15 protein-coding genes and 2 tRNA genes are annotated in these 16150 nt (G+C 61.1%); 10 read left to right on the plus strand and 7 right to left on the minus strand.

From position 1 onward, the window contains the following. Positions 1-29 precede the first annotated feature (29 nt). The 6 genes from mutL to tgt all read right to left on the minus strand — a co-directional run bounded on the left by mutL (position 30) and on the right by tgt (position 7145). On the minus strand, positions 30-1922 hold the full coding sequence (gene mutL / locus BI344_RS10635) for a DNA mismatch repair endonuclease MutL (protein ID WP_071112891.1): 1893 nt from the start codon (positions 1920-1922) through the stop codon (positions 30-32). 76 nt (positions 1923-1998) lie between these two features. After that, on the minus strand, positions 1999-2643 hold the full coding sequence (locus BI344_RS10640) for a DedA family protein (protein ID WP_071112892.1): 645 nt from the start codon (positions 2641-2643) through the stop codon (positions 1999-2001). A 69-nt stretch (positions 2644-2712) separates the two neighbouring features. After that, positions 2713-3648 (minus strand): protein translocase subunit SecF, encoded by a 936-nt coding sequence (gene secF, locus BI344_RS10645; protein ID WP_071112893.1) that lies wholly within the window; start codon positions 3646-3648, stop codon positions 2713-2715. Between the two features lie 3 nt (positions 3649-3651). After that, positions 3652-5502: a protein translocase subunit SecD gene (gene secD, locus BI344_RS10650; RefSeq protein ID WP_071112894.1), complete on the minus strand. Its 1851-nt coding sequence runs from the start codon at positions 5500-5502 to the stop codon at positions 3652-3654. Positions 5503-5569: 67 nt separating this feature from the next. Then, entirely contained in the window at positions 5570-5893 is a 324-nt protein-coding gene (gene yajC, locus BI344_RS10655) for a preprotein translocase subunit YajC (protein ID WP_071112895.1), read from the minus strand. Positions 5894-6029: 136 nt separating this feature from the next. Further along, positions 6030-7145: a tRNA guanosine(34) transglycosylase Tgt gene (tgt, locus tag BI344_RS10660; RefSeq protein WP_071112896.1), complete on the minus strand. Its 1116-nt coding sequence runs from the start codon at positions 7143-7145 to the stop codon at positions 6030-6032. A 124-nt stretch (positions 7146-7269) separates the two neighbouring features. On the opposite strand from tgt, the gene BI344_RS10665 reads away from it, so the two are divergent. The 10 genes from BI344_RS10665 (at position 7270) to BI344_RS10710 (ending at position 15061) form a co-directional block, all read left to right on the plus strand. Next, positions 7270-7346, plus strand: a tRNA-Val gene (locus BI344_RS10665). Between the two features lie 192 nt (positions 7347-7538). Continuing rightward, the gene (thrS, locus tag BI344_RS10670) at positions 7539-9440 is read left to right on the plus strand and encodes a threonine--tRNA ligase (RefSeq protein ID WP_071112897.1); all 1902 of its coding nucleotides are present in this window, start codon (positions 7539-7541) and stop codon (positions 9438-9440) included. A 41-nt stretch (positions 9441-9481) separates the two neighbouring features. Further along, positions 9482-10000 carry a translation initiation factor IF-3 gene (gene infC / locus BI344_RS10675; protein ID WP_095210807.1) on the plus strand — a complete coding sequence of 173 codons (519 nt, stop codon included), beginning with the start codon at positions 9482-9484 and terminating at the stop codon, positions 9998-10000. 163 nt (positions 10001-10163) lie between these two features. Further along, the gene (gene rpmI / locus BI344_RS10680; RefSeq protein ID WP_071112899.1) at positions 10164-10361 is read left to right on the plus strand and encodes a 50S ribosomal protein L35; all 198 of its coding nucleotides are present in this window, start codon (positions 10164-10166) and stop codon (positions 10359-10361) included. Between the two features lie 12 nt (positions 10362-10373). Beyond that, entirely contained in the window at positions 10374-10733 is a 360-nt protein-coding gene (gene rplT, locus BI344_RS10685) for a 50S ribosomal protein L20 (protein ID WP_071112900.1), read from the plus strand. Between the two features lie 145 nt (positions 10734-10878). Continuing rightward, positions 10879-11865 (plus strand): phenylalanine--tRNA ligase subunit alpha, encoded by a 987-nt coding sequence (gene pheS / locus BI344_RS10690; protein WP_071112901.1) that lies wholly within the window; start codon positions 10879-10881, stop codon positions 11863-11865. An 18-nt stretch (positions 11866-11883) separates the two neighbouring features. After that, positions 11884-14241, plus strand: a complete 2358-nt coding sequence (pheT, locus tag BI344_RS10695; RefSeq protein WP_071112902.1) for a phenylalanine--tRNA ligase subunit beta — start codon at positions 11884-11886, stop codon at positions 14239-14241. A 70-nt stretch (positions 14242-14311) separates the two neighbouring features. Then, positions 14312-14614 carry an integration host factor subunit alpha gene (locus BI344_RS10700; RefSeq protein ID WP_011134908.1) on the plus strand — a complete coding sequence of 101 codons (303 nt, stop codon included), beginning with the start codon at positions 14312-14314 and terminating at the stop codon, positions 14612-14614. Further along, on the plus strand, positions 14595-14954 hold the full coding sequence (locus BI344_RS10705) for a MerR family transcriptional regulator (protein ID WP_071112903.1): 360 nt from the start codon (positions 14595-14597) through the stop codon (positions 14952-14954). Before BI344_RS10700 ends, BI344_RS10705 begins: the two co-directional genes overlap by 20 nt. 30 nt (positions 14955-14984) lie before the next feature. Beyond that, a tRNA-Pro gene (locus BI344_RS10710) sits at positions 14985-15061 on the plus strand. Positions 15062-15156: 95 nt separating this feature from the next. Here BI344_RS10710 and BI344_RS10715 read toward each other — a convergent pair. Beyond that, positions 15157-16122 (minus strand): tyrosine-type recombinase/integrase, encoded by a 966-nt coding sequence (locus tag BI344_RS10715; RefSeq protein WP_241499303.1) that lies wholly within the window; start codon positions 16120-16122, stop codon positions 15157-15159. Positions 16123-16150: the final 28 nt, after the last annotated feature.

Raw genomic sequence — 16150 nt, forward strand, 5'->3', positions numbered from 1 at the left:
ATTGCCGCGGCGTCCGGCAAGCGGCGGTTTTATTGTCCGCGCATGAACAGCTTGTCCAGATCGCGCATGGTCAGCCGGCTCCAGGTGGGGCGGCCGTGGTTGCACTGGCCGGAGCGTTCGGTCGCTTCCATGTCGCGCAGCAGCGCGTTCATTTCCGGCAGCGTCAGCTGGCGGTTGGCGCGCACCGCGCCGTGGCAGGCCATCGTGGCCAACAGTTCGTTGCGGCGCTCGGTCAGCACCTGGGTCAGGCCGAATTCGCGCACGTCCTTCAGCACCGCGCGCGCCAGCTCTACCGGATCGCCGTCTTTCAGCCACACCGGCACGCCGCGCACGGCGATCTGCGTCGGCGACAGCGGCGCCAGTTCCACCCCCAGCGTCTTCATTTCCTCGCCATGCTCGTGCGCGGTGGCCACTTCCATGCGGTCGGCGGCGAACGATACCGGCAGCAGCAGAGGCTGCAGCGGAATGGCGTCGGTCTCCAGCGCGGTTTTCAGCCGTTCGTAGACGATGCGCTCGTGGGCGGCGTGCATGTCCACCAGGATCAGGCCTTCGGCGCATTGGCTGAGGATGTAGACGCCGTGCAGCTGCGCCAGCGCGAAGCCCAGCGGCGGGATGCCGCCCTCGTCGTGGTCCGGCATGGCCAGGACGACGGGATGGGGCAGCGCTGACGCCGGCGAAGGCATGAGGGGGGCGGCCTGGTTCAGCGCCCGTTCTTCCTCGCGCATGCCGCCGAACATCTTGTCGTAAACGCCCACCGCTTCTCGCGCCACCGACAGCGGAATGGACTGTTGCTGATAGTGGAAGGGCTGCGGCGCCGGACGCGCGGCCGGCGGGCTGGAGGAGGTCGGGGCCTGGAATAGCGCCGCGGATTCGCCGCGCGCCAGCGCGGGTTCCGCCGGCGCGTCGTTCATCTGCACCGTCGGCGCGGCGCCGGCGCTGGTGCCGGCCAGCGCCTTGTGCACGCTGTGGAACAGGAACTGGTGCACCGCCTGGCTTTCGCGGAAGCGCACCTCGATCTTGGTGGGGTGGACGTTGACGTCGACGCCGGATGGCTCAAGCTGGAAGAACAGCGCGTAGGCCGGATGGCGGTCGTGGTGCAGCACGTCGCGATAGGCCTGGCGCAGCGCGTGCTGGGCGGTTTTGTCGCGCACGAAGCGGCCGTTGACGTAGAAATACTGGGCGTCGCGGCTGGCCTTGGAATAAGTGGGGGAGGCGATGAAGCCGGACAACGAGAGCGGCCCGGCCTGGTTGTCCAGTTCGATGGCGGCGGCGACGAAGTCTTTGCCCAGCAGCGCCGCCACGCGCTCTTGAGCGCCCTGCGCCGGCAGTCGCCACGCCACCTTGCCGTTGTGGCGCAGCAGGAACTCCACCTGCGGGTGCGCCAGCGCGATGCGCTCGAAGGTGGTGGCGCAATGCGCGTACTCGGTGTTTTCGCTTTTCAGAAACTTGCGCCGCGCCGGGGTATTGAAATACAGGTCCACCACTTCCACGCTGGTGCCGTGCGGATGCGCGGCCGGCTCCACCGGGTGCAGCGTGCCGTCTATCGCGATGATCTGGTGCGCGTGTTCGGCGTCGTGCGGCCGGCTGATCAGGGTAAGCCGCGAAACCGATGCCACGCTGGCCAGTCCTTCGCCGCGGAAGCCCAGCGTGCCCACCGATTCCAGATCGTCCAGCGAGGCGATCTTGCTGGTGGCGTGGCGGTCCAGCGCCAGCGGCAGGTCTTCCGCCGCGATGCCGGCGCCGTTGTCGGTGACGCGGATCAGCTTGATGCCGCCCTGGGCCAGGTCCACGCTGACGCGCGTCGCGCCGGCGTCCAGGCTGTTTTCCAGCATTTCCTTCAGCGCGGAGGCGGGGCGTTCCACCACTTCGCCGGCGGCGATCTGGTTGACGAGGTGGTCTGGCAGGCGGTGGATGCGTTTCATGGGCGGCGGCTATGCGGTGTCGGAGCGGTGTCGGAAAAGAATCATGGCCGCTGCGGCGGCCATGGGGAGAATTCTACTACTGTTTGGCGGCGGCGCGCTTGTGGCGCCATATCTCGATCAGCCCGGGCAGGAAGGAGACGAAGATGATGCCGAAGATCAGCAGCTCCAGATTCTTGCGGACGAAAGGCAGGTTGCCGAAGAAGTAGCCGGCGTAGGTGAAGCCCGCCACCCAGACGACGGCGCCGACCACGTTGAACTTCAGGAATTGCGGGTAGTGCATCTTGCCGATGCCGGCGACGAAAGGCGCGAAGGTGCGCACGATGGGCACGAAGCGGGCGAAGATGATGGTCTTGCCGCCGTGGCGCTCGTAGAAGGCGTGGGTCTTGTCCAGGTAGCTTTGCTTCAGCAGCCGCGGAAAGCGCTCGAACAGCTTCATGCCGATGTTGCGGCCGATGGAGTAGTTGGCGGCGTCGCCCAGCACGGCGGCGACGAACAGCAGCGCCACCAGCAGGTGCGGGTTCATCTGGCCCATCGCCGCCAGGGCGCCGGCGACGAACAGCAGCGAGTCGCCGGGCAGGAAGGGCGTCACCACCAGGCCGGTTTCGCAGAACACGATCAGGAACAGAATCGCGTAGATCCACGGACCGTAGGCGGCCACCAACTGGGTGAGGTGGGCGTCGATGTGCAGGATGAAGTCGATCAGAAAGGTGATGGCTTCCATGGGTATCGTCTTGTCAGGGGGCTAAAGAAAAACTGGCCGGACAAGCCGGCCAGTCGGTAAAAACTGTGGTCAGACCACCGCTTCCTCTTTTGGTTTCACCGGTTTGATCATGTGCTCGCGCGTCACGCCCAGCCACAGCGCGATCGGGCTGGCCACCAGCACCGACGAGTAGATGCCGAACAGGATGCCGATGGTCAGCGCCATGGCGAAGCCGTGCAGCGCCGGGCCGCCGAATACCAGCATCGACACCACCATCATCTCGGTGGAGAAGTGGGTGATGATGGTGCGGCTCATCGTCGAAGTGATGGCGTTGTCGATGACCGAGGCCACCGGCTGGCCGCGCATGCCCGGCTTGCGGAAGTTTTCGCGGATCCGGTCGAACACCACCACCGATTCGTTCACTGAATAACCCAGCACCGCCAGGATGCCGGCCAGCACGGTCAGCGAGAACTCCCAGCGGAAGAAGGCGAAGCAGCCGAGGATGATCACCACGTCGTGCATGTTGGCGATGATGGCCGCTACCGCGAAGCGCCATTCGAAGCGCAGCGCCAGGTAGGCCATGATGCCCAGGCACACCAGGATGACGGCGGTCAGGCCGCTGGACACCAGTTCGGCGCCGACGCTGGGGCCGACGAAGTCCACCTTGCGCAGCTGCACGCCATTGTCGATGGCCTTAAGCTGGCCCATTACCTTGTCCGACAGCTGGGCCGAGCTGGTGCCCGGTTTGTTGGGCAGCCGGATCATCACGTCGCGGCTGCTGCCCAGGTTCTGCACGGTGGCTTCGCCCAGCTTCAGCTGGTCGACGGTGTCGCGGATCTTGTCCAGATCGGCCGATTGCTGGTACTGCACTTCCAGCACGGTGCCGCCGGTGAACTCCACGCTGAAGTTCAGGCCGCGGGTTGCCAGGAAGAATACCGCCACGATGAAGGTCACCAGCGAAATCGCCGTGGTGAGCCTGCCGTAGCTCATGAACGGGATGTCCCGTTTGATGCGGAAAAGCTCCATGATTTAGCCCTTGTTTTCCGGTTTCCACACCTGGCCGATGGCCAGCGAGGTCAGTTTGCGGCGACGGCCGTACCACAGGTTGACCAGGCCGCGCGAGACCAGCACCGCCGAGAACATCGAGGTCAGGATGCCCAGGCAGTGCACGATGGCGAAGCCCCGCACCGGGCCGGTGCCGAAGATCATCAGCGCCAGGCCGGCGATCAGCGTGGTGACGTTGGAGTCCAGGATGGTGGCCCAGGCGTGGCCGTAGCCGGCCTGGATCGCCGAGTGCGGCGGCACGCCGTTGCGCAGCTCTTCGCGGATGCGTTCGTTGATCAGCACGTTGGCGTCGATCGCCATGCCCAGCGCCAGCGCGATGGCGGCGATGCCGGGCAGGGTCAGCGTGGCCTGCAGCGCGGACAGGATGGCTACCAGCAGGAATACGTTGATCGCCAGCGACAGGCCGGAGAACACGCCGAACAGGCCGTAGTACAGCACCATGAAGGCGACGATGGCGGCGAAGCCCCACAGCGTGGCGTGGAAGCCCTTCTCGATGTTTTCCTTGCCCAGACTCGGGCCGATGGTGCGTTCCTCGATGATGTTCATCGGCGCGGCCAGCGAGCCTGCGCGCAGCAGGAGGGCGGTGTCGTTGGCTTCGGCGGAGTTCATGCTGCCGGAGATCTCGACGCGGCCGCCGCCGATCTCGGTGCGGATCACCGGCGCGGTCACCACTTCCTTGCGGCCTTTTTCCACCAGCACCATCGCCATGCGCTTGCCGACGTTTTCGGCGGTGAGCTGGCGGAAGATGGCGGCGCCGGCGCTGTCCAGCGTGATGCTGACGGCGGGCGCGCCGAACTGGTCAAAGCTGGGGTTGGCGTCGTTGATGTTGTCGCCGGTGAGCTCCACGTCGTTCTTCAGCAGGATCTTGCTGTGGCCGCGCGAACTGACATCGTCCAAGAGTTCATAGCCGGCCGGAACATTGCCGTTGACGGCGTCGTTGAGCTTGCCCTGGTCGTCTTCCACCATGCGCACCTGCAGCGTGGCGGTGCGGCCGATGATGTCCTTGGCGCGGGCGGTATCCTGGATGCCGGGCAGCTGCACCACGATGCGGTTGGGGCCTGCCTGCTGGATGATGGGTTCGGTGGTGCCCAGCTCGTTGACGCGGTTATGCAGAGTCATGATGTTCTGCTTGACGGCGTCGGTCTGGATCTTGGTGATCTCTTCCGGCTTCAGCGTCAGCAGCAGCTTGTTGCTGCTGTCGTCGGTCTTGACCGCCAGCGAGGGCAGCGTGCGGTAGGCCACGTCCTGCGCCGACTTCAGCGTGTCGCCATCGCGCAGTTGCACTTCCAGCGTGTTGCCGTTGCGCTTGATGGCGCCGTAGCGCACCTGCTTGTTCTTCAGCTCGCGGCGCAGGTCGCCGGCGTAGCGCTCCATGGTCTTGTCGGTGGCGGCCTGCATGTCGACTTCCAGCAGGAAGTGGACGCCGCCGCGCAGGTCTAGGCCGAGGAACATCGGGTTGGCGTGCAGCGCGGTCAGCCAGGCGGGAGAGGCCGGCAGCAGGTTGAGCGCGATGATGTAGTTGTCGCCTAGCGCGTGCTGAATGGCGTCGCGCGCCTTCAGTTGGGTGTCGGTGTCCTTGAAGCGCACTTTCAGGCTGTTGGCGGCGTCCAGGTAGACGCCGTCAGGACTGATGTTCTGCGCTTTCAGCGCCTCTTCCACCCGCGCCATCACGGCGGTGTCCACCGGAATGGACTGGCGCGAACTGGAGACCTGCACGGCGGGGGTTTCGCCGTAGAAGTTGGGCAGCGTGTAGATCGCCGACAGGATCAGCGCCACCACGATGACGAGGTATTTCCAGAGAGGGTAGCGGTTCATGTTCTAGTTCTGGGGAGGGAAATGAACAGGCCGCCAGCGGAGGGCTTCCGGGGCGGCCAGGGCTTGCTTACAGGGACTTCATCGTGCCTTTTTCCAGCTTGCCGTTGACGGCGGCGCGCTGCACGTTGATTTCTACGTTGTTGGCGATTTCCAGGGTGAGGTATTGCTCGCTGGCTTTCACCACGCGGCCGACGATGCCGCCCTGGGTGACGACTTCGTCGCCCTTCTGGATTTCCGACAGCATCTTCTGGGTTTCCTTCATGCGCTTCTGCTGCGGGCGCACCATCAGGAACCAGAACAGCACGAAAATCACGATCATGGGCAGGAAGCCCATCAGGTCGAAACCGGCGGGAGAGCCGTTGCCGGCAGCGAAGGCGGGGGAGATGAACATCAGGATGACTCCTAGTTGTTATGGCTACTGATTTCAAACAGGGCATTGTAGCCATGCTCCATGGCTTTTCCAACCATGGAGCGCGGCAAGGGCTTAGGACCGGCGCTTTTGCGCGCCGGTTCCCCCGCCCCCGGCCTTAATTGACGCCGCGCGCGCGGTTGGCGGCGAATGCCAGGCGGAAGTCCTCGAAGCGGTCGTCCTCAATGGACTTGCGCACCTGGCGCATCAGTTCCTGGTAGTAGAACAAATTGTGGATGGTGTTGAGGCGGGCGCCCAGGATTTCTCCGACGCGATGCAGATGGTGCAGATAGGCGCGGCTGAAATTCTTGCAGGTGTAGCACTCGCACGCCTCGTCCAGCGGCTTCTTGTCGTCCTTGTAGCGCGCGTTCTTGATCTTGACGTCGCCCCACTGGGTGAAGATCCAGCCGTTGCGCGCGTTGCGGGTCGGCATTACGCAGTCGAACATGTCCACGCCGTTGGCCACGCCGTGCACCAGATCTTCCGGCGTGCCCACGCCCATCAGGTAGTGTGGCTTGTCCGCCGGCAGCATGTCCTTGAGCTCGGTCAGCATCCGGTACATTTCAGGCTTGGGCTCGCCCACCGACAGGCCGCCGATGGCGATGCCGTCGAAGCCCACCTGCATCAGGCCTTCCAGCGACTCCTGGCGCAGGTCGGTGTACAGATTGCCCTGCACGATGCCGAACAGCGCGTTGGGGTTGTTCAGGTCGTCGAAGGCGCGGCGCGAGCGCTCGGCCCAGCGCAGGCTCATCTGCAGCGATTTCTGCGCGGTGGCGTGGTCCACCTGGCCGGGCGTGCACTCGTCCAGCTGCATCACGATGTCCGAATTGAGCACGGTCTGAATCTTCATCGAGATCTCCGGGCTCAGGAACAGCTTGTCGCCGTTGATCGGGCTCTGGAAGGTGCAGCCCTCCTCGGTGAGCTTGCGCATGTCGGACAGGCTGAACACCTGGAAGCCGCCGGAGTCGGTGAGGATGGGGCGGTCCCAGCCTATGAACTCATGCAGGCCGCCGAACTGCTCGACGATCTCCAGCCCCGGGCGCAGCCACAGATGGAAAGTGTTGCCCAGGATGATCTCGGCGCCGATGTCCTTGAGCTCGACCGGGCTCATCGCCTTGACCGAACCATAGGTGCCCACCGGTTGGAAAACCGGGGTCTCCACGGTGCCGTGGTTCAACTCCAGCGTGCCGCGCCGCGCGCCGCCGGAGGTCTTGTGTACGGTAAACTTCAGCATTCTGGATGTGTTTGTTTAGCAAAATCAGGCCGCTAGTATACCGTAAGCGCGCCTTGCGCGGCGCGTCTTGAAAATTATGCTTGCCAAGCTTTGCGTGTTTCTTTAATATTCTGAGCTCGACGACAGGCACGTAGCTCAGTTGGTTAGAGCACCACCTTGACATGGTGGGGGTCGTTGGTTCGAATCCAATCGTGCCTACCAGAATTTAATGCATGGAGTTGCCAAGTGAATTTCTTGCGAACTGCCACAGCCCGACATACTCACGGAAGCTGAGCCTTACGGGTTGTTCCCATGCGAAAAAAGTGCGGCTCAGGCCGCACTTTTTTTTTACCCTTTTCCCAGAATTCGTTTTAGATTCGATCACCGAAAATACTCGCCCTCGTTGGAGTTGATATGCCAGACATTCGCTTGCCGGACGGCTCTATCCGTTCTTTCGACAAACCGGTAACGGTTCATGAAGTGGCCGCCTCCATCGGCACTGGCCTGGCGCGCGCCGCGCTGGCTGGCCGGGTGGACGGCAAGCTGGTGGATACCAGCTTCCTGATCGACGGCAATGCCGATCTGGCCATCATCACCGACAAGGACGCCGACGGCCTGTCCATCATCCGCCACTCCACCGCCCACTTGCTGGCCTACGCCGTCAAGGAGCTGTTTCCGGAGGCGCAGGTGACCATCGGGCCGGAGATCGAAAACGGCTTCTACTACGATTTCGCCTACAAGCGTCCGTTTACGCCGGAAGACCTGGCCGCCATCGAGAAGAAGATGGCCGAGCTGGCGAAGAAGGATATCCCGGTCGAGCGTTACGAGCTGTCGCGCGACGAAGCCATCGCCTACTTCAAGGGCATAGGCGAAGCCTACAAGGCCGAGATCATCGAATCGATTCCGGCGGACCAGGTGCTGAGCCTTTACCGCGAAGGCGATTTCACCGACCTGTGCCGCGGCCCGCACGTGCCTTCCACCGGCAAGCTGAAGGTGTTCAAGCTGATGAAGGTGGCCGGCGCCTACTGGCGCGGCGACAGCAAGAACGAGATGCTGCAGCGCGTCTACGGCACCGCCTGGGCCAAGAAGGAAGACCTGGAGCAATACCTGTTCATGCTGGAAGAGGCTGAAAAGCGCGACCACCGCAAGCTGGGCGTGCAGCTGGACCTGTTCCACCTGCAGGACGAGGCGCCGGGCATGGTGTTCTGGCACCCCAAGGGTTGGCAGCTGTGGCAGAGCGTGGAGCAGTACATGCGCGCCAAGCTGAACCGCGAGGGCTACCAAGAAGTGCGCACGCCGATGATGATGGACGTGAACCTGTGGGAGCGTTCCGGCCATGCCGCCAACTACCGCGAGAACATGTTCATCACCGAGTCGGAAAAACGCGACTACGCGGTGAAGCCGATGAACTGCCCGGGCCACGTGCAGATCTTCAATAGCGGCCTGCGCTCCTACCGCGACCTGCCGCTGCGCTACGCCGAGTTCGGCTCCTGCCACCGCAACGAGCCCACCGGCGCGCTGCACGGCATCATGCGCGTGCGCGGTTTTGTGCAGGACGATGGCCACATCTTCTGCACCGAAGACCAGATCAATCAGGAGGCGAAAGATTTCCACCGCCTGGTGATGGAAGTGTACGAACGCTTCGGCTTCGACAAGGTGGCGATCAAGCTGGCGCTGCGTCCGGACAAGCGCATCGGCGAGGAGTCCACCTGGGACAAAGCCGAAGAAGGCATGCGCGAAGCGCTGCGCGCCTGTGGCGTGGAATGGGAAGAGTTGCCGGGCGAAGGCGCCTTCTATGGCCCGAAAATCGAATATCACGTCAAAGATGCGCTCGGTCGCTCCTGGCAATGTGGTACCCTGCAACTCGACTTCATGCTGCCGGAGCGTCTGGATGCCGAATACGTGTCGGACGACAACAGCCGCAAACGTCCGGTGATGCTGCACCGCGCGGCATTGGGTTCGCTGGAGCGCTTCCTCGGCATTCTGATCGAAAACCACGCCGGGGCCTTCCCGCTGTGGCTGGCGCCGGTGCAGATGGTGGTGATGAATATCACCGAGGCACAGGCGGATTATGCTAGTGAAGTTGCCAAATCTCTTGAGAAACAAGGCTTCCGCGTCGCGCTTGACTTGAGAAACGAGAAGATCGGCTATAAAATTCGCGAACACAGTCTGCAAAAGTTGCCGTACCAGATCATTATCGGTGACAAGGAAAAGGCAGACGGTCTAGTTGCCGTGCGCGCCCGGGGCGAAGACCTGGGTCAGCTCACGCTGGACGCCTTCGCGGCGCGCCTCAAGGCTGAGATGCCTGAGGCCTGATCCAGCAACGGCAGACAAATTATTTTTTAGGAGATTTAGCTATAGCTCAGGAACGCGAAGCACGGATCAACGGCGAAATTACCGCCCGTGAGATCCGTCTGGTAGGTAAGGAAGGTGAGCAGATTGGCATCGTCAGTCTGCGTGAAGCGATGGCTCTGGCCGAAGAGGGCGATGTGGATCTGGTGGAGATTTCCCCGACCGCTCAGCCCCCGGTGTGCAAGCTGATGGACTACGGCAAGTACAAGTACGAGATGTCCAAGAAGCGTCACGAAGCCAAGCAGAAGCAGAAGCAGGTTCAGATCAAGGAAATCAAGTTCCGTCCGGGTACCGACGATGGCGATTACAACGTCAAGTTGCGCAATCTGGTCCGTTTCCTGTCTGAAGGCGACAAGGCCAAGGTCACTCTGCGCTTCCGCGGTCGTGAGATGGCACACCAGGACATCGGCCTCGCGCTGCTCAAGCGCGTGGAAGCCGATCTGGCGGAAGTGGGCACGGTGGAGCAGTTCCCGCGCCTGGAAGGCCGCCAGATGGTGATGATGATTGCACCGAAGAAGAAATAATCGGTATAATCGTTTTTCCGAACACGGCAGAGTGATCTCTGCCGTGTCGGTTTTGTAGGTCGGCAACGTCCTTAAAAGCGTGACGCAGCGGTTTCAAGTGCAACCAGTTAAGTCTGGGGGCCACCCTGTGTCTAATCCAAACAAATTCAGCAGGAGCATTTCCATGCCGAAAATGAAGACCAAGTCGAGCGCGAAAAAGCGTCTCAAAGTGCTGGGCAGTGGTGGTATCAAGCGCTCTTATGCGTTCAAGCGTCACATCCTGACCAAGAAAACCACCAAGAACAAGCGCCAACTGCGTGGTACCACCATGGTGGATAGCACCAACATGGCCTCTGTTCGCGCCATGCTGCCCTACGCTTAAGGAGACTGATATATGCCACGCGTAAAACGCGGTGTAACCGCACGTGCTCGTCACAAGAAAATCCTCGCACTGGCGAAAGGCTATCGCGGCCGCCGGAAGAACGTCTATCGCATCGCCAAACAGGCGGTGATGAAGGCGGGTCAATACGCCTACCGCGACCGTCGTCAGAAAAAGCGTCAGTTCCGTCAACTGTGGATTGCCCGTATCAACGCAGGTTCCCGTGAAAACGGCCTGCCGTACAGCAAGTTCATGAACGGTCTGAAAAAAGCCGGCATCGAAATCGACCGCAAGGTTCTGGCCGATCTGGCTGTTTTCGAAAAAGCGGCTTTTGCGCAGATCGTCGAAAAGGCGAAAGCAAGCCTCGCTGCTTAATCGTCTGGATGGATCTAGAGGGAGGCAACATTGCCTCCCTTTTTTTTGCTGTTGGCGCCGCGGGCGTCTGAAGAGTGCTGATTAGACTGGGTACGGACAGTGCCTGCTGTGGTCAGCCTTCTTTTCGCATACGGTGTGGAACACGATGAACAACGTCGACGCGATTCTCCAAGCCGGTCTGGCCGCCGTGGCGGCTGTGACCGATCTCGTGGAACTGGAGCAGGTCAAGGCTCGCTATCTCGGCAAGAGCGGCGAGTTGACCGAGCTTCTCAAGCAACTGGGCAAGCTGCCGCCGGAAGAGCGCAAAGCCGCCGGCGCCACCATCAACGTCGCCAAGCAGGCGTTCGAAGCCGCGCACAACGCGCGCCGCGACGCGCTGAACGCGCAGAAGCTGGAAGCCCAGCTGGCGGCCGAAGCGCTAGATGTGAGTTTGCCGGGACGCGGCAGCGTCGGCGGCGGCCTGCATCCGGTTGCGCTGACGCTGGAGCGCATCAGTGGCCTGTTCCGCAGCATGGGTTTCGAAGTGGCCGACGGTCCGGAAATCGAAACCGACTTCTATAATTTCCAGGCGCTGAACATTCCGGAAAACCATCCGGCGCGCGCGATGCAGGATACGTTCTACGTCGAAAACGGCGACGTGCTGCGCACCCATACCAGCCCGATCCAGGCGCGCTTCATGGAGAACAACCAGCCGCCGATCAAGATCGTCGCGCCCGGCCGCGTCTACCGCGTGGATTCCGACGCCACCCATTCGCCGATGTTCCATCAGATGGAAGGCCTGTGGGTGGACGAGGGCGTGTCCTTCGCCGACTTGAAGGCAGTGGTGACCGACTTCCTGCGCCGCTTCTTCGAGCGCGACGACCTGCAGGTGCGCTTCCGTCCGTCTTTCTTCCCGTTCACCGAAACTTCGGCCGAAATCGACGTGCTGGACGATAAGGGCCGCTGGCTGGAAGTGGGCGGTTGCGGCATGGTGCACCCGAATGTGTTGCGCATTGCCAACATTGATCCGGAAATCTACACCGGCTTCGCCTTCGGCATCGGCCTGGACCGTTTCGCCATGCTGCGCTACGGCGTCAACGACCTGCGGCTGTTCTTCGAGAACGATCTCAACTTCCTGAAGCAATTCAACTGATCGCGCACGGAGCCGACTATGCAATTTTCCGAACAATGGCTGAGAAGCTGGGTTAATCCGGCGCTGACTACCGCTGAACTGTCCGATCTGCTGACCATGGCGGGTCTGGAAGTGGAAGAAGTGAGCGCCGCCGCGCCGGCTTTTTCCGGCGTGGTGATCGGCGAAGTCAAAGAGTGCGTCAAGCACGAGAACGCCGACCGCCTGCGTGTCACCAAGGTGGACGTGGGTGCTGGCGAACTGGTGCAGATCGTCTGCGGCGCGCCCAATGTCGCCGTCGGCGTGCGGGTGCCGTGCGCGCTGCCGGGCGCCATCCTGCCTGGCGACTTCAAGATCAAGCCGACCAAGATGCGCGGCGTGGAGTCCGGCGGCATGCTCTGCTCCGGCAAGGAACTGGGCGTGCCGGAAGACGTCGACGGCCTGATGCTGCTGCCGGCCGATGCGCCGGTAGGCCAGAATATCCGCGACTACCTGGGGCTGGACGATGCGCTGTTCACGCTGAAGATCACCCCCAATCGCGCCGACAGCCTGTCGCTGCGCGGCATCGCCCGCGAAGTGGCGGCGCTGACCGGCGCCGAGCTCAAGCCGGTGGCGATAGAGGCGGTGGCCCCTAGCATAGACGACGTCCGCTCGGTGAAGATCGCCGCGCGCGAAGCCTGCGGCCGCTATCTGGGCCGCGTGGTGAAGGGCGTCAATGCCGCCGCCGCCACGCCGGCCTGGATGCGCCAACGCCTGGAGCGCTCGGGCCTGCGCTCGATCTCGGCCATCGTCGACATCACCAACTACATCCTGCTGGAGCAGGGCCAGCCTATGCACGCCTTCGATCTGGCCAAGATTCAGGGCGGCATCACCGTGCGCATGGCCCGCGCCGGCGAGAACCTGCTGTGCCTGAACGAGAAAACCGTCGAGCTGAAGGATAGCCACCTGGTGATCGCCGACGACGCCAAGGCGCTGGCCATGGGCGGCATCATGGGCGGCGAAGAAAGCGGTGTCACGGAGGCCAGTACCGACATCTTCCTGGAGTCCGCCTTCTTCGCGCCGGCCGCCATCGCCGGCAAGGCGCGCGAGCTAGGCTTCGGCTCGGATTCCTCATTCCGTTACGAGCGCGGCGTGGATTTCCAGCTGCAGCGCGAGGCGATCGAGCGCGCCACCCGCCTGGTACTGGATATTTGCGGCGGCGCGGCGGGCCCGGTGGTGGAAGAAGTGGCCGAACTGCCGGCGCGCAAGGCTGTGACCCTGCGCACCTCCCGCGTCGCCAAAGTGCTGGGCGTGGCCTTGTCCTCGCAGCAGATCGCCGGCATTCTCGGCCGTCTGGGCTTGGCATTCACTCTGGCCGACGAAGTCTTCACCGTGCAGGCGCCGTCGTTCCGCTTCGACATCGAAATCGAAGAGGATCTGATCGAGGAGGTGGCGCGCGTCTACGGCTACAACGCCATCCCGGCCGACGCGCCGCGTTCGGGCATGCGCATGCTGGCGCAGCCGGAAGAGTTGCGCCCGGTGGACCAATTGCGCCATCTGCTGGCGGCGCGCGACTACCAGGAAGTGGTCAGCTACGCTTTCGTGGATGAGCGCTGGGAGCGAGACTTCGCCGGCAATGATGATCCGGTGCGCTTGCAGAATCCGATCGCCAGCCAAATGAGCGTGATGCGCTCCACGCTGATCGGCGGCTTGGTCGACGTGCTGGCGGGCAATATCAACCGCAAGCAGCCGCGCGTGCGGGTGTTCGAAGCCGCCCGCGTATTCTTCAAGGCGGAAGAGGGGTTCGACCAGCCGGAAAAAGTGGCCTGCCTGGCCTGGGGCCCTCGCCTGCCTGAGCAGTGGGGCAGCAAGGCCGAGCGCGTCGATTTCTTCGATGTGAAGGCTGATGTGGAGGCTGTGCTGCATCCGGCGCTTGCCGAATACCGCAAGGCCAGCCATCCAGCCTTCCACCCCGGCCGTTGCGCCGAAGTGCTGGTGGATGGCAAGGCCGTCGGCTTCATCGGCGAGCTGCACCCGCAGTGGGTGCAGGCCTACGATCTGTCTAGCGCCCCGGTGCTGTTCGAGCTGGATCTGGCTGTGGCCACCGCGCGCAGCCGCATCAAGGCGCGGCCGGTGAGCAAGTTCCAGGCAGTGCGCCGCGATCTGGCGCTGGTGGTGGACGAGCAGGTTTCGGTGGCGCAATTGATGGCGGCATTCGCCATGCAACGTGCGCAAATTGTCACCGATATCGCCTTGTTTGACGTATATCGCGGCAAAGGCGTGGCGGAAGGCAAGAAGAGTCTGGCCTTTAGCGTGCTGATGCAGGACAATAGCCGGACTCTGACCGACGAGGAGGTGGAGCCTGCGGTGCAGGCGCTGCTGGAGGCGGTGTCGGGACTGGGCGCGCAGCTGCGCGTTTGATTATGAAGTGAGCGGATGGTCCATCTGGGGCCGTCCGCCGTTTGTCGCTTAGAAGTTTGAGGGGAATGTCATGACTTTGACGAAGGCTGAACTGGCCGATTTGCTGTTTGACCAGGTAGGTCTGAACAAACGCGAAGCCAAGGACATGGTCGAGTCGTTTTTCGAAGAGATCCGGTTGGCTTTGGAGTCGGGGGATTCGGTGAAATTGTCCGGTTTCGGCAATTTCCAGCTGCGCGACAAGCCGCAACGTCCGGGACGCAATCCCAAGACCGGGGAAGAGATTCCCATCACTGCGCGTCGTGTGGTAACTTTCCATGCAAGCCAGAAACTCAAGGGAATGGTTGAGCAATACCATGCTAACAAGCAAGGCTGATCTGCCGTCAATTCCATCCAAGCGTTACTTTACCATTAGCGAAGTCGGCGAGCTGACCGGGGTAAAGCCGCATGTATTGAGATATTGGGAGCAGGAGTTTTCCCAGTTGCGCCAGGTGAAGCGGCGCGGCAACCGCCGTTATTACCAGCACCATGAAGTGCTGTTGGTAAGGCGTATCCGCACCCTGCTTTACGATGACGGTTTTACCATTCAGGGCGCGCGCCAGCGCCTGGGTATGGGTATGGGCGAGGTTTCCGAGCGGCCGATTACGGCGCAGGAAGTGCGCGCAGAATTGGAATCCATCCTAAATTGGTTGGATTCGGGTATTGGCAAGAAATAATAAATCAGTTACACTGTGTTTCTCTTGAGTCGGGGTGTGGCGCAGCCTGGTAGCGCACCTGCATGGGGTGCAGGGGGTCGGAAGTTCGAATCTTCTCACCCCGACCAATAGAGCCTTGTTTTTAAAGTAATTAAGCCCTGTTCCCGCAGGGCTTTTTTATTGTCTCCTTCGATAGTGCGGGGATTTTGTGGGGGTTGTGGCATCAGGTGGTTTTCCTCCTAAGCATGGTGGGGGAAACAAGCTGTCGTTGATCTGTTTCGCTTACCCTTTCCGCCATTTCGATCAGATGCCCGATTTCGGGGGCTGAGTAGTGCGTCGTAACGTTCTTACTCACGTGGCCTAGCAAGACTTGCCGATCTTCAAATGACACGCCTGCGATCCTTAGTCGGTGCCCGAAGGTGTGCTTCAGGTCATGAACCCGGAACGCAGCAAAGCCGGGGTTTGCTTTTCGCAAATATTGCTTGGTGAACTTTTCAGCTGCTCTCTTTCGTGCTTTTCTCCACGCGTGTCCGTTCATCTTCTCTATGTTGTCTTCTTCGCTTGGCTGTTTATTTTCATGAAATGGGAACACGTATATAGGATGCGCCCCTCTCATAGAATCGACAACTCCTTTCGCAACTGTATTTAGTATAACAAGTCGATCCATTCCATTTTTCACGCCTGAATTTTCAGTTCTTCCGCCAAATGTTGCCGGGATTATAAATATACTGGTGTTTAGCTCTGGAATGAATATTTCCCATTCCCATCGTAGATAGCAGACTTCTTTTTCACGGCATCCTGTATTTACTTTAAACAGAGCCATTCTTGCTAAGTGATTGGGAAGTTCTGGCATTAAAAAGCGTTGTTCTTCCCAACTCATGGGGTATGGGTCGCGCTTATCTTTATTTTCATCCAGCTTTGATATTGATGGCGCAGTCTCCAACCAAGTCATGCCAAATTCGTCACGCCATTTTTTTGCGGCTAAGTTCAATATCCGAATAATTAGCTCAATGGCGATATTGATTGTTCTATTTTTTACACCCTTCCCCTTTTGTACTTCTAGTATTCCATTCTTTCTATCAGTTATAAAATTTTCCAATGTGCCATCATGTATCTTATCTAGTGTGAGTTCTCCAATGTAAGGATCAAGAAATTTTAAGTGCATTGCCGCGTCACCTATGCTTGGCATGTCCTGATTGTCTATCAGATACTTTGCA

It is taken from the genome of Chromobacterium sphagni (genome assembly GCF_001855555.1).
GTDB lineage: Bacteria > Pseudomonadota > Gammaproteobacteria > Burkholderiales > Chromobacteriaceae > Chromobacterium > Chromobacterium sphagni.